The organism is Rhodoferax sp. RT5P35 (assembly GCF_056521385.1).
This window is the reverse complement of sequence record NZ_JBWMAX010000004.1, coordinates 327,705-341,911: the sequence shown is the minus strand read 5'-3', so window position 1 is coordinate 341,911 and position 14,207 is coordinate 327,705. Positions and strand designations below refer to the sequence as shown.

Annotated in this window: 10 protein-coding genes and 1 riboswitch; of the genes, 8 read left to right on the top strand and 2 right to left on the bottom strand. The window is 62.3% G+C overall.

What is annotated here, in order from left to right:
• Positions 1–593 precede the first annotated feature (593 nt).
• The 3 genes from AC097L_RS08145 to AC097L_RS08135 are packed head-to-tail and all read left to right on the top strand — an operon-like array spanning position 594 to position 2,933.
• Positions 594–1,757, top strand: a complete 1,164-nt coding sequence (locus tag AC097L_RS08145; RefSeq protein ID WP_479585830.1) for an Ig-like domain-containing protein — start codon at positions 594–596, stop codon at positions 1,755–1,757.
• Positions 1,754–2,386 carry a hypothetical protein gene (locus tag AC097L_RS08140; protein ID WP_479585829.1) on the top strand — a complete coding sequence of 211 codons (633 nt, stop codon included), beginning with the start codon at positions 1,754–1,756 and terminating at the stop codon, positions 2,384–2,386. Before AC097L_RS08145 ends, AC097L_RS08140 begins: the two co-directional genes overlap by 4 nt.
• The gene (locus AC097L_RS08135; protein ID WP_479585828.1) at positions 2,301–2,933 is read left to right on the top strand and encodes a hypothetical protein; all 633 of its coding nucleotides are present in this window, start codon (positions 2,301–2,303) and stop codon (positions 2,931–2,933) included. The genes AC097L_RS08140 and AC097L_RS08135 overlap by 86 nt, the downstream gene beginning before the upstream one ends.
• A gap of 235 nt (positions 2,934–3,168) precedes the next feature.
• Here AC097L_RS08135 and AC097L_RS08130 read toward each other — a convergent pair whose 3' ends face one another.
• Positions 3,169–4,095, bottom strand: a complete 927-nt coding sequence (locus AC097L_RS08130) for a LysR family transcriptional regulator (RefSeq protein WP_479585827.1) — start codon at positions 4,093–4,095, stop codon at positions 3,169–3,171.
• A gap of 88 nt (positions 4,096–4,183) precedes the next feature.
• On the opposite strand from AC097L_RS08130, the gene AC097L_RS08125 reads away from it, so the two are divergent.
• The gene (locus AC097L_RS08125; protein WP_479585826.1) at positions 4,184–4,612 is read left to right on the top strand and encodes a PACE efflux transporter; all 429 of its coding nucleotides are present in this window, start codon (positions 4,184–4,186) and stop codon (positions 4,610–4,612) included.
• A gap of 113 nt (positions 4,613–4,725) precedes the next feature.
• On the opposite strand, the gene AC097L_RS08120 is transcribed toward AC097L_RS08125, so the two are convergent.
• Positions 4,726–5,334 carry a cyclic nucleotide-binding domain-containing protein gene (locus AC097L_RS08120; protein WP_479585825.1) on the bottom strand — a complete coding sequence of 203 codons (609 nt, stop codon included), beginning with the start codon at positions 5,332–5,334 and terminating at the stop codon, positions 4,726–4,728.
• Between the two features lie 164 nt (positions 5,335–5,498).
• Positions 5,499–5,568: riboswitch (S-adenosyl-L-homocysteine riboswitch) on the top strand.
• A 25-nt stretch (positions 5,569–5,593) separates the two neighbouring features.
• Here AC097L_RS08120 and metH point away from each other — a divergent pair.
• The 4 genes from metH to AC097L_RS08100 all read left to right on the top strand — a co-directional run bounded on the left by metH (position 5,594) and on the right by AC097L_RS08100 (position 14,103).
• Positions 5,594–8,341: a methionine synthase gene (gene metH / locus AC097L_RS08115; protein ID WP_479585824.1), complete on the top strand. Its 2,748-nt coding sequence runs from the start codon at positions 5,594–5,596 to the stop codon at positions 8,339–8,341.
• 112 nt (positions 8,342–8,453) lie between these two features.
• On the top strand, positions 8,454–10,697 hold the full coding sequence (locus AC097L_RS08110; protein WP_479585823.1) for a GGDEF/EAL domain-containing response regulator: 2,244 nt from the start codon (positions 8,454–8,456) through the stop codon (positions 10,695–10,697).
• Positions 10,694–11,797, top strand: coding sequence for an ABC transporter substrate-binding protein (locus tag AC097L_RS08105; RefSeq protein ID WP_479585822.1), 1,104 nt, complete (start codon positions 10,694–10,696; stop codon positions 11,795–11,797). Before AC097L_RS08110 ends, AC097L_RS08105 begins: the two co-directional genes overlap by 4 nt.
• Complete coding sequence (locus tag AC097L_RS08100; protein ID WP_479585821.1) at positions 11,794–14,103, top strand: ATP-binding protein; 2,310 nt, start codon at positions 11,794–11,796, stop codon at positions 14,101–14,103. Before AC097L_RS08105 ends, AC097L_RS08100 begins: the two co-directional genes overlap by 4 nt.
• The last annotated feature ends 104 nt before the right edge of the window (positions 14,104–14,207 follow it).

Sequence of the window (14,207 nt, the reverse complement as noted above, 5' to 3'; positions counted from 1 at the left end):
ATTGATATCAAGCTGTGCCAATGACGTGGCGCAGGGAGCATTTCAGAAACTTTGTGTGTGGCGTACTTAGCGATAAGGAGCGGAGCATGAATACCACCAAACCCCTCGTGCTTGAAGCCCGACGCAGGGCATACCGCCGCTGCCTGCACATCTTTTTGTTCGTTTGTAGCTTGCTTGGCAGCATGTCTGCCATGGCTTTTACCCGAACCTGGAGTCCCTTCGGGTACAGCACTTACGATATTTTCAATTACCACTTTACAACCGCACCTCCGCTGTATGGGTCTAGGCAGGCGGTATGCGAGGGGTATCCGTTGCTCCTCGGTTATGCCAGCAGTAATGCTTGCTTCCATCCGACCGTAGGAGATTATTGTGTTCCTAAAGGTCAGCCATGTGTATCGCCGGAAGGGTATGCAAATGCTTGGCCTTTTGACGATAGCGCGATTGGGTCAACCCCGATTTGCACCTATACCAACCTTGTCACCACCCCGCCCATTACAGATACGCGCGGACCCCGCCCTAGGAATGTGCACGGCTTGGTTGGCTGGAGCGGCAGTGCATCAACCTGCGGCTGCTTGGACTCTAACTATAGGTTGATGCCGGATGTTGTCCCAGACCTTAAAACGGGCTGGTGCTACGACCTCTCGGGCCTGAACTACGTCATCTCCAGCACCCGCTACACCCCCAGCACTGCGCAAATACCTGTGGCGCTGACGGTCATCGTTCAGCGTAGCGACGGCACACCCGCAGTCAACACCCCCGTCACCCTGCGCGTCACCACCAGCGACGGAACGCCCGGCACCATCACCCCCAACAGCGGCGTGACCGATGCCAACGGCGAACTCGCCACCAGCTACACCTTCCCGCAGTTCGACAAAAAGCAGGTCGATGTGATCGAAATCGGCTGCGACACTTGCATGTTCAGCCCCACGCTGGCCAACATCACCATGGCGCCTACCGTGGTGGGGTTCTTTAATGGGGTTTGGAATACGGAGGAGGATGCAAACACAGGGCTTAAATCACTGCGCGTAACTACTGATGCCGTTCGCAACAAAGCATCCGTTCGCTACGAACTGTTTTACAACCAAACTGGCTGCGGCAATTCCGGCACCACCTGCCTGCAAGACCTGGCCGAGACTTTTACCCAGCGCTCGCAACAGCTTGACGGCGTGCTTGCCAACCGCTGGGAGCATTTTTGGGATGTGGCCAGTGGCCACCACACCGCGCCCCAGTCCAGCACAGGGGGCTTGCTAGGCCTTTTGGGCAGTGCCGCCGCCGCCTTGGCCCAGTTACTGGATGCCACCTTTAACGCCATGATGGGCCAAATCTTTGCGGGCTATGCCCAAATGCTCAGCTCGCCCCCTACCGGGGCCGACATAGCTAACCACATCAGCAAGCTGCAAGCCTATGCCGACCAGGACTACAGCTTTGTGCTGATTGCCCATTCGCAGGGCAATTTGTTTGTGAATACCGCCTACGACAGCCTGCGCAGCACCCGTCCTAGTAGCACAGCCAAGGTGGTGCACATTGCGCCCGCATCCCCCACCACCCGCGGTGACTATGTGCTGGCCGATATTGACCTGGTGATCAACGGCCTGCGCGGACAGGGCGTCACCAGCGTGCCGTCTGCCAACATCAGCTTGCCCACAAGCCAGGCAGATGCCAGTGGTCATACACTGGTAAGCACGTATCTGGATGCCAGCCGCGCCGCCCTGGTGCGGGTGCAAAGCATGATCAAGGCAGCGCTTACCGCGCTTTGAATAGCACTTACAAAGGATTCACCATGCCCGCTTCTTGCCACTCCAATATGTGCCCCCGCGCTGCATGGCAGGCCGCACACTGGGCCGCCTGCAGCCTGCTGGCCCTCAGCCTCGCTGCCTGCGGCGGTGGAAGCGGTAGCAGTGCCAACGTCGGCGGGCCCTCGACAGATATCTCTGCACCCCCCATCACTTCCACAACGCCCACCACCCTCAAGGTGCAAATTGCACAGCTTGAGTCCAGCGGTGCCCTGCCTGCACTGGACCGCTCCAGCAGCATTGCCGGGCCCGATGCCAACGGCAACGGGGTGCGCGACGACATTGAAGCCTATATCACCCGCCTGCCACTTACAGCTGCACAGCAACGCGCTGCTTTGCAGAAAGCAAAAACATTGCAAATGACGCTTGTGGTGGACTTGAGTGACAAGGTGGCCCTGCAGAAGGTGGGCGATGCACTTATGGCATCCACTAATTGTTTGGGTGATACCTCAGGAGATAGTTTTGCTGAATTGTCAAGTCGTATCCAAGCCATGACCGCCAATACCCGTGAGCGTGCCAAGCGTTATATGGAATACAACGCTGCACGCTCTGGCAGTTCTACAACAATGCCCAATGGTGACACCTGCGAATAAGTACCGGCATTGCATCTGCTGCAGCCTGCTGGCCCTCAGCCTCGCGGCCTGCGGCGGTGGAAGCGGTAGCAGTGCCGCCGCCAGTGCGCCTACGGCTGATACCGCCACGCCCACCACGCCTGCCACCCTCAAGGCGCAAATTGCAAAGCTGGAGTCCAGCGGTGCCCTACCCGCATTAGACCGCTCTAGCAGCATTGCCGGGCCAGACGTGAATGGCAACGGGGTGCGGGATGACATTGAGGCCTATATCACCCGCCTGCCACTCACAGCTGCACAGCAACGCGCTGCGGTGCAAGATGCAAAAGCAACCCAAATGACACTTACTGTTGAATTGACGGACAAGGTCGCCCTGCAAAAGGTCGGTGATGCGCTTATGGCATCTACTAATTGTCTCGGTAAAAATTTTGTTGAGGGCCGCAGCGAAATGTCCGGCCGTATTGAAGCCATGACCGCCAATACCCGTGAGCGTGCCAAGCGTTATATGGAATACAACGCTGCACGCTCTGGCAGTTTTACAACAATGCCCAATGGTGACACCTGCGAATAAGTTCTGTCATCCCATCTGCGGCAGCCTGCTGGCCTTCAGCCTCGTTGCCTGCGGCGGGGGAAGCGGGAGCAGTGCAAACGCCGGCGCGCTCTCGGCAGATACTTCAGCATCTCCCATCTCCTCCATTACGCCCGCGACCATCAAGGCGCAAATTGCGCTGCTGGAGTCCAGCGGAGCCCTGCCCGCATCGGACCGCTCTAGCAGCATTGCTGGGTCACAACGAGCGTCAGACCCCTTATAAATCCCTAGAAGGCCCTGGCGGTGGTTTGCCGCCGACCCGCCCGGCGCTGACCAGCGCCACGAAGCGCCGCGCGCCCAGGCCCAGCGGGCGCTCTTTGGACCACACCACGTCCACCCACAGCTCCATGCGGTTGGTCAGGTTGTCGAACGGCATCTCGACCAGCGTGCCGACGGCGATCTGGCTGCGCACAAACGACTGCGGCAGCCAGCCCCAGCCGATACCGGCCTCGATCAGGCCCAGCGCGGCGATGTGGTTGTCGGTGCGCCAGCAGTGGCGGGCGTAGGCGAAGCGGGTGTCGATGGTGGCCAGGTCGCGGCTGGCGACCACGATCTGGCGGGTGTTGGTGAGCTGCTCTTCGCGCGGGCCCGCTCCTGGCCGCTGGGTCTGGGCCAGCAAGGCGGGGGCCATCACCGCCACCAGAATTTCGCTGCTCACCTCCTGGAAGCCTTCGCGCCCGTCCAGGCTGGGCCGCTCGAACACCAGCGCCAGATTGGCCCGCCCCGCGTGCAGCATGGCTAGCGCGTCGGCCTGGGGCGCGGCCAGCACCTCGACTTCCAGTAGCGGGTATTCCTGCGCCAGGGTGGCCAGCGGGCTACGCCACTCTGCGGCCAGCAGCTCGGGGGCGATGGCCAGCGTCAGGCGGCTTTCCAGGCCCTGCGTCAAGGCCAGTGCCTGGGCCTGCAATTGCCGCAACTGGGCCGCCAGCAGCCGGGCCTGCGGCTCCAGCGAGCGAGCTGCTGCCGTGGGCTGGGGCTCACGGCCACTGCGGTCAAACAGCGGCAAATTCAGCTCGGCCTCCAGGTGGGCAATGGCCATGCTGACGGCCGAAGGCACACGCCCCAGCGCCCGCGCGGCGGCCGAGAACGAGCCCCGGTCCAGCACGGCCAGAAACACCTGCACGCTTTCGGAGGTAAATGCCATCGTCCATCTATCAGTTAAGTTGAAATAAGCTGACTTTAAGTATCAAAGTTTAAGACATACATTCATCCCATATTCAAGGAATCGCGCCATGCAAGGAATGAAGAGAAAGTTTGTTTACGTCAGCCTGTACGAGGGCTTTGCCATCGTGGCCGCCACACTGGGGCTGGCCGGCATGTCGGGCCAAGGCATGCAGACCGCGGGCCTGCTGGCGGTGGCGGCTTCGGTGGTGGCCGTGGTGTGGAACCTGGTGTTCAACACCTTGTTTGAGGCCTGGGAAGCCCGCCAGACCGTGCGGGGCCGCAGTGTGGCGCGCAGGGTGGCGCACGCGGTGGTCTTTGAAGGGGGGCTGGTGCTGTTCCTGGTGCCGCTGATGGCCTGGTGGTTTGACACCACGCTATGGCAAGCCCTGGTGATGGACCTGGGGCTGGTGGTGTTCTTTGTGGTCTACACCTTTGTTTTCAACTGGGTGTTTGACCGGGTGTTTGGCCTGCCTGCGGCGGCGCTGGCTGTGGTTTAACAACCGCTTCCAGAAACACCGCAGAACTGGCTTTGCCAGGCTGCTGGTGTTGCCCCCTGCAAGGGGGGTGGCGAAAGATGCGAAGCACTGTAGCCTGGGGGTGAGCGTAAAAGTCAGGTTGGCATCAAATGGTCGATTTCCTGCTGCATGGCTTGCACCAGCTGGCTGTAGCGTTTGACCTTGCCCGTGGTGTCGCGCAGCCGCTCGGCGATGCGCATGGACACGGCCAGCAGCAGTTTGGCGGCAGTTTGCGGGTCGTCCTGGCTGAGTTTTTCCAGCGCGTCGCGCGACAGGATGGCGCAGGTGACGTGGGTGCTGGCGGTGCACGAGGCCAGCCGGGCCTGGCCGTCGATCAGGCCCATTTCGCCAATCAGGCTGCCGGGGCCAAGCACGCTGACGGTTACCGGGTCAACGCGGCTGACGACGATGTTTTCCACCGTCACCTCGCCTTCCAGCAGTAGCAGCATGTAACCGGTTTCGGTTGTATCGCCCTCGTGGATGAAGGTGGTGCCCATGGGGATGCGGCGTGGGGTCATGTAGCTGACGATGGCCAGCGCCTCGGCGGGCTTGAGCTGCATCAGCGCGGTGGGTGCAATCAGTAACTCCGCCGCCCGGCTGGCCGACCCCGAGTGCTGCACCGACCGCATGCGCTCGTGGGCTTCCAGCAGTTCCGGTGGCCGGGACAGCTGGGTTTTGATGCCGTCAATCAGATTTTTGAACATGGTCGGGTGGGTGGTGAACTTGTAACAAGCTGTGTAACACAGCGGTTTAAAGCCCGTGTGTAGCGAGGAAGATGATTGCTATTAAATAAATAGCTAATAGCGTATGCGATATAAGCGCTGGAGCCATATTTTTTATAAATTTTCGTCCGCCCTTAAAATTGCAGCTTCCCAAGGAGCGTTGCAGCGGGCTGGTTCCCGTCAGGCTTGGGTTGTTGCCAACGACGCTCACCTGAACCATGTCCCTCCACAGGTGAGTTGTATGTCCGAATCCGTCGTAAGCCCCGTCCCCCCCATGCTGTTGTCCGGTCTGGAGCCTGTGCTCATTGGCCAAGGCACGCTTTTTGTCAACATCGGCGAGCGCACCAACGTCACCGGCTCCAAGGCCTTCGCCCGCATGATTTTGAACGGCGAATTCGACCAGGCCTTGTCCGTCGCCCGCCAGCAGGTGGAAAACGGCGCGCAGGTGATCGACATCAACATGGACGAAGCCATGCTGGACAGCAAGGCGGCCATGGTGCGGTTTTTGAACCTGATTGCCTCAGAGCCCGACATCGCCCGCGTGCCGATCATGGTGGACAGCTCCAAGTGGGAGGTGATCGAGGCCGGGCTGCGCTGCATCCAGGGCAAACCCATCGTCAACTCCATCAGCATGAAAGAAGGCGTGGAGGCCTTCAAACACCAGGCCACGCTGGTGCGGCGCTACGGCGCTGCTGCCGTGGTGATGGCGTTCGACGAGCAGGGCCAGGCCGACACCTACCAGCGCAAGATTGAAATTTGCGAACGCGCCTACCGCATCCTGGTGGACGAGGTGGGCTTTCCTCCCGAAGACATCATCTTCGACCCAAACATCTTCGCCATTGCCACCGGCATCGAAGAGCACAACAACTACGCGGTCGATTTCATCGAGGCGGTGCGCTGGATCAAAGCCAACCTGCCAGGCGCAAAAATTTCCGGCGGCGTATCCAATGTGAGCTTTTCCTTCCGGGGCAACGACCCGGTGCGCGAGGCCATCCACACCGTGTTTCTGTACCACGCTATTTCAGCGGGCATGGACATGGGCATCGTCAACGCGGGCATGGTCGGCGTGTACGACGACCTGGAGCCGGTGCTGCGGGAGCGCGTGGAAGACGTGGTTCTGAACCGCCGCCCCGATGCGGGCGAGCGCCTGGTCGAGATTGCCGAAACCGCTAAGAGCGGTGCCAAGGACGAGAGCAAGCGCCTGGACTGGCGCGGCACTGCCGACCATTTTGTGACGGTGGAGCAGCGTCTGAGCCACGCCATGGTGCACGGCATCACCGACTTCATCGTGCCCGACACCGAAGAAGCCTACCAGGCCATCCTGGCCAAGGGCGGCCGCCCGCTGCACGTGATCGAAGGCCCGCTGATGGCGGGCATGAACATCGTGGGTGACCTGTTTGGCCAGGGCAAGATGTTCCTGCCGCAGGTGGTCAAGTCGGCGCGGGTGATGAAGTCCGCGGTGGCGCACCTCATCCCCTACATCGAAGAAGAAAAGCGCCTGGACGAAGCCGCGGGCCGCGATGTGCGCACCAAGGGCAAGATCATCATCGCCACGGTGAAGGGCGATGTGCACGACATCGGCAAAAACATCGTCACCGTGGTCTTGCAGTGCAACAACTTCGAGGTCATCAACATGGGCGTGATGGTGCCCTGCCACGAAATTTTGGCCCGCGCCAAGGTGGAAGGGGCCGACATCGTGGGCCTCTCCGGCCTGATCACCCCCAGCCTGGAAGAAATGCAGTACGTGGCGGGCGAGATGCAAAAGGACGACCACTTCCGCATCAAGAAGATCCCGCTGATGATTGGCGGCGCCACCACCAGCCGCGTGCACACCGCCGTGAAGATTGCGCACCACTACGACGGCCCGGTGGTATATGTGCCCGATGCATCACGAAGTGTGGGCGTAGCGCAGAGTCTGCTTGGGAATGGCGCTTCTAATTTCATAGCAGAACTAAACGCCGACTACGACAAGGTGCGCCACCAGCACGCCAACAAGAAGCAAACCCCGCTGTGGCCGCTGGCCAAGTGCCGGGCGAATAAAGCCGTGGTCGATTGGGCGGCCTACACGCCCAAGGTACCCAAGTTCATTGGGCGGCGTGTGTTCAAGAACTTCGACCTCACCGAGCTGGCCCGCTACATCGACTGGGGCCCGTTCTTCCAGACCTGGGACCTGGCCGGGCCCTACCCCGCCATCCTGACCGACGAGGTGGTGGGCGTGGAAGCCAGCCGCGTGTTCAAGGATGCGCAGGCCATGCTCAAACGCGCCATCGAAGGCCGCTGGCTCATCGCCAACGGGGTCGTCGCCCTGTACCCGGCCAACAGCGTGAATGACGACGACATCGCCTTCTACACCGACGAGTCGCGCACCGAGGTGGCCTTGACCTGGCACGGCCTGCGCCAGCAAGCCGAAAAACAAGCGGTTGAAGGGGTCATGCGCCCCAGCCGTTGCCTGGCCGACTTCGTGGCGCCCAAGACCAGCGGCATTGCCGACTACGCCGGCCTGTTTGCCGTCACCGCCGGGCTCGGTGCCGAAAAGAAAGAAGCCCAGTTCCAGTCCGAACTGGACGACTACTCCAGCATCATGCTCAAGGCCATTGCCGACCGGCTGGCCGAGGCCTTTGCCGAATGCCTGCACCACCGCGTGCGCACCGACCTGTGGGGCTACGCGCCGCAAGAGTCGCTGAGCATCGAGGAGATGATTGGCGAAAAGTACACCGGCATCCGCCCTGCGCCCGGTTACCCGGCCTGCCCTGACCACAGCGTCAAGCAAGACATGTTTGCGCTGCTGCAATGCGATGACATTGGCATGCAACTGACGGAGAGCCTGGCCATGATGCCCGCCGCCAGCGTCAGCGGCTTCCAGCTGGGCCACCCTGCAGCCCAGTACTTCAACGTCGGCAAGATCGGCGAAGACCAGCTCAAAGACCTGGCCCAGCGCCGGGGCGTGCCCGAGGCGGATTTGCGGCGCTTTCTGGCTCCCAATCTGTAAATTTAGGGTTTTCCCTATTGCACGGGCTCATGGGGCGATGCGCTTGTCCTAGGCTACATTTTGTAAGAGACTTAGCTTTTAGTTTGAACCTGCGCACGCCGCCCCACAGCCCATGGATGATGAAGATCTGCTTGAGTTCATAGACGGCCCGCCTACCAGCCCGCCCCGACAGGCGGCTGCTGGGCGAGAGCCGTGGCGGATTCTGGTGGTGGACGATGACTCCGATGTGCACGAAAGCACGGCCTACGGTTTGCGCGGGCTGGAGATCGAAGGCCGGGGCCTGCAGCTATTCCATGCCCACTCTGCCGCCGATGCCCTGGACGTGCTGCGCCGGGAGCGCGATGTGGCGGTGATCCTGCTGGATGTGGTGATGGAAACCGACAACGCCGGGCTGGTCACCGTAGGGGCTATCCGGGGCGAACTGGGTCTGACCCATGTGCGCATCATCTTGCGCACCGGCCAGCCGGGCCAGGCCCCGGAGATCGATACCATCCGCCGGTTTGACATCAACGACTACAAAACCAAAAGCGAGCTCACCCGCACCAAGCTCTACACCACGCTGACCACCGCTATCCGCTCCTACGACCAGCTGCGCCGCATGGATGCCAACCGCCGTGGGCTGGAGAAAATCGTCCATGCCAGCAACCAGTTCATCGCCGAACCCGGTCTGCAAAGCTTTGCCGAGGGCGTGATCACACAAATTGCCGGGCTGGTGGGCGTGGAGCCCGAGGGGGTGGTGTGCGCTTGCACGCCCAACACTCAGGTCGGTGCGCAGTGTGTGGTGATCGCCGCCGCCGGACGTTTGGCTTACCTGATGCAGCGCCACATTACCGATATTGACGACCCGTACATCGTCGCCAGCCTGACCCAGTGCCTGGCCGAGCGCCGCAACCTGCTGGGCGAGCGCAGCGTCACTTTGTTCTTTCCCGGCCGGGAGGGCGGTGACTTTGTTGCGTTTGTCTATGCATCGGCGCCGTTGCGCAATGTGGATGTGCATTTGCTGGAGGTGTTTTGTACCAATATTGCCCTGTGCGCGGCCAATGTGGAGCTGGTGACCCGGCTGCGCAACTATGCGTTCGTGGACCGCATGCTCGGCCTGCCCAACCGCACGGCCTTTATCCAGCACCTGGACGATGCGGTGGCCGCAGGCAGTACGGCTGGGCATGCCATCGGCCTGATGGACGTAGACCAGTTTGCCGAAACCAATGACATGTTTGGCCACGGCTACGGTGACCAGTTGTTGGCCGCCATCGCCCAGCGGCTGGGTGCGGTACATGCTGGAGCCGGGTATCTGGCGCGGGTGGCGGGCGATACCTTTGGCCTGTTTGGGCTGGAGTCCAGCGTCAACCCCGAGCTGCTGCGCGGCGTGTTTGAGCAGCCGTTTGCGATTGAGAACGTGCTGCGCCCGGTGTCGGTCTGCATGGGCTTTGTGCGCTGCGACGACACCAGCGGTAATGGCCTGGAGCTGCTGAAAGACGCGTCCATCGCCCTCAAGCGCGCCAAAGAGCTGGGCCAGGGCCGCAGCGCCTACTACTCGGCCGAGGTGGGAACCATCACCCGCGAGCGCACCCGCATGCTGCATGGCCTGCAGCGCGCGTTTGACCACGAGCATCTGTTCGTGGTCTACCAGCCCCAGGTGCGTTTGAGCGATGGCCAGCCCATCGGCGTGGAAGCCCTGCTGCGCTGGCGCACCGACGACGGCAAATTTGTACCGCCCGACCGCTTCATTCCGGTAGCCGAGCAATCCGGCCTGATCGTCACCATGGGGGCTTGGGTGCTGCGCACGGCCCTGCATGCCATGGCCGCCCTGCGTAGCCAAGGCCAACAAGGTGGCGCAATGGACATCCGGGTGGCGGTCAACGTGTCGTCGGTGCAGTTTGCCCAGCCGCAATTTCTGAACACGGTGGACGAGGCCCTGCGGGACACCGGCATGCCGCCCGAGAGCCTGGAGCTGGAGATCACCGAGTCGGTGGCCGTGATGGGCATGGAGCGTGTGGCCGCGCTGCTGCGGCAGATCAAGACGCGCGGTATTGCGGTGGCGATTGACGACTTTGGCACCGGCTTTTCATCGCTGTCCTACCTGGACCGCCTGCCTGCCGACCGCTTGAAGATCGACCGCGCCTTTGTGATGTCGCTGGATTCGGGCCGCCTGGGCGCACGCATCGCCGAAATGATTGTGCCGTTGGGCCACCAATTGGGCATGCAGGTGCTGGCCGAGGGCGTGGAAACCGAGGCCCAGGCCGACATTTTGCGTCGGCTGGGCTGCGACGAAGCGCAGGGCTACCTGTACGCCAAACCTATGCCGATTGAAGACCTGGGGCCCTGGCTGGCGCAACGCCTGGCCCCTTCCCCGTGAACCGGTGGCTCTGGCTAGCAGCCCTGCTGGTGGTGGGGTGCTTGCCAGGATGTGGTCCACCCAAGGCCATCCATCTGGGTTTCATCGGCAGCTTGTCGGACCGGGGTTCCGATACCGGGGAAGATGGCCGCAACGGCATGATTCTGGCGGTGGAGCAGCGCAACCAGGCCGGTGGGATCCACGGCCGCATGGTCGAGATGCTGGTGCAGGACGATGGTATGGACCCGGGCAAATCACAGTTGGCGATGCAGACCCTGGTCGCGGCGCACGTCGATGCGGTAGTGGGGCCTTTCAGTAGTGCGGTGGCGACGGTGGCGGTGCCGTTGAGTAACCAGGCAGGTATCGTCATGGTTAGCCCGACCGTAACCTCCACGGATTTTGCGGGACAAGACGATTTTTTGATCCGCATCAACCGCACCACGCGTGACAACGCCAACGAGTATGCGCAAGTGCTATACCAGCGCGGCCAGCACCGCATGGCGCTGGCCTACGACACCCGCAACGCCAGCTACTCCTTGGCCTGGCTGAAAGCTTTCAATGCAGCTTATGCCGCGCTGGGCGGCCAGGTGGTGGCTGCGGTGGCATTCGAGTCCGATGCCCGTACGGGTTTTGGCGATGTGGTGCGCAAGATGCTGCTCCAACCGCCGCAGGGCCTGCTGTTCATCGGCAGTGCCATTGATGTGGCGCGTCTGGCCCAGCAGGCCGAAAAGCTGGCCCCGCAAATGCCCAAGAGCGCGGCAGAAAGGGCGTCCAGCGAATTGCTGCTGGAGTTGGGCGGGCGCTCGGTAGAGGGGCTGTTGATTGCACAGGCCTTCAACCGGGATGACCCGTCCGAGCGCTACCGCAGCTTCCACCGGGAATTTGTGGCGCGGTTTGCACACGAGCCTGGTTTTAGTGCGGTGCTGTCGTACGACGCCACAGATGTGCTGTGCCAGGCCCTGGCATTGCAGGTGCCGGGCCAGTCCTTGAAAGACAGCATCCTTCAACACGGGCCGTTCCAGGGCCTGCAGCAAAGCATCCAGTTCGACCGTTTTGGCGATACCGCGCGCAAGGTGTTTTTCACCGAAGTGCGTGGGGGCAAGTTTGTGTTGCTGAAATGAACCGCTTGCGCGTCTGGCGTTTACGCAGCAGCCTGGCGGCTTTGCTGGTGGCGACGATTCTGGCTACGTTTGCGATTGTCGGTTCCGGCATCCTGCTGCTGCGCATCCCCCAGATTGAGCGCGCCAACAAAGAAGAGGTGGTGCGCGACACCAACGAAATCGCCGAGCGGGTGGAGATATTGCTGGGCTCGCTGCAAGCCCGCATGGAGCTGCTCAGTGAAGCGGTGGAAAACCGGGATCTGTTGGAAACCACCGCCCTGCTAGAACGCGCCGCGTGGGACGGTCACGCCATCCGCGCCATCTACCTGGCCTCCAACGAGGGCACGGTGCTGGCCGCCGGGGTGGTGCCTGCACTGCGGGTGCACCGCACCGACCTGCTGGGCAGTGACCTCTCGTCCAGCCCGCTGTTTCGCGCTGTGCTGGCATCGCGCCAAATGGTTTGGGGCAACAAGTTTCTGTCGGCCCTGTCGGGCGAGGTCACCGTGGGCATGGCTTACCCGGTGGGCCGCAATCGGGTGCTGCTGGCCGAGGTGCCGCTGTCCTACCTGCTGGACACCTTCCAGCTGGCGGCAGGGCAACGCACCGCGTCGATCTGGCTGGTAGACCGTAGCGGTGAAATCGTGGCCGACACCGACGGCGGGCGGCATGTGGGCACCGCCAATGTGCTGAACTGGCCGCTGATGCAAGCCGCGCTGAATTTCCAGACCCTGCCCGAAGTATTCCGCTTCGATGGCCACAGCTTCCACCCAGCGGTATCGCACTCCCTTGCGCTGGACTGGTACTTTGTCGGCGGCATGCCCGCGGGCATGGAGAACACGCAGCTTCGGGCGCTGGTGCTGGGCGTGGTGTCCGGGTTTGCGGGCGCGCTGCTGGTGGGCTTGTTGATGGCCCCATTCTGGGCCTCGTGGTTGACCCAGCCTCTGCGCGGCATCGTGGTCCGGGCAAAACAGATCACCCAGGGGGCAGAAGGCGGGCCCTGGCCCCGGGGCGCGATTGCCGAGTTCAACTGGCTGTCTGCCGACATCGAAAAAATGGCGGCCACCCTGCAAGAGCGGGAGCAGAAGTTTTTGGCGATCTTCAATGCTTCCCCGGTGGCCATGTCGGTGACCAGCACCGATCTTCCCTATGCTCTGATGGACGTGAACCAGGCATGGTGCCGGGTGTTTGAACGGCAGCGAGAACATGTCCTGGGGCGCACGGTAAACGAGCTGGGGGTCTGGCGCACCCAGGCCGAGCGGGAGGCCATGCTGGAGCGGTTCAAGCAAGGCCATGCTGCGGTTGAAGCCTGGATGTTGCGGGGCAGCGGGCAACCGATGCTGCTCCAGATCTCCTACCAGACAGTGCAAATCGGTACGACCAAATTGCTGGTCTGGGCCGGGGTGGATATCACCGACATGCACCGCATCGGCAACGAACTGCGCGAACTCAACACCGAACTTGAAGCCCGCGTAGAACGCCGCACCGAGGCGCTGGCCGCCGCCAATGAGGACTTGTCCGGTGCCATGGCCCATCTGCGGGAGACCCAGGTTGAGCTGGTGCGGGTCGAAAAAATGGCCGCCCTGGGCGGGCTGGTGGCGGGGGTCGCGCATGAGCTGAACACCCCGCTGGGCAACAGCCTGCTGGCTGTCACCGCGCTGAGTGCCGAGGTGCGCCAGTTCCGCACGGCCATGCAGGCCGGACTGCGCCGCAGCGCGCTCGACAGCCTGCTGGACAGCGTGGCGCAGGCCACCGACATCGCGGCCCGCAACCTGCACCGCGCGGCCGATTTGGTCACCAGCTTCAAGCAGGTGGCGGTGGACCAAACCAGCGCGCAGCGCCGTTCCTTCGAGCTGCGCGAAGTGGTCGATGAAATGGTCGCCAGCCTGCGTCCCAGCTTCGCCCGCACGCCTTGCAAAATCCAGGTGGAGGTGCCCACCGGCCTGCGGTTGGACAGCTACCCCGGCGCGTTGGGCCAGGCCATTGGCAACCTGCTCCACAACGCCGTGCTGCACGGCTTTGAGGGCCGCGACCAGGGCACCGTGTGCATCACCGGTGAGCGCGATGACCAGGGTGTGGTGCTGCTGCGTGTCGCCGATGACGGTTGCGGCATCCCGCCCGCGCTGCTAGGCCGCATCTTCGATCCTTTCGTGACCACCAAAATGGGCCGGGGCGGCACCGGTCTGGGCCTGCACATCGCCTTCAACGCGGTGACCCACGTGCTGGGCGGCAGCCTGGTTGTGCGCAGCGAGGAGGGCGTGGGGACCACCTTCGAAATGCGCCTGCCGGACACCGCCCCCAGGAACAGCGATGCGCTGCCCTTCGCGTAAAAATAGGCATTAAATCGGCTTCTGGCGCATATTCAGCATGCGCTGACAGCTATCGAATGCATAGTATTTGGCTTGTCCGCTTCTTATCCGCCTTGTGTCCCCAA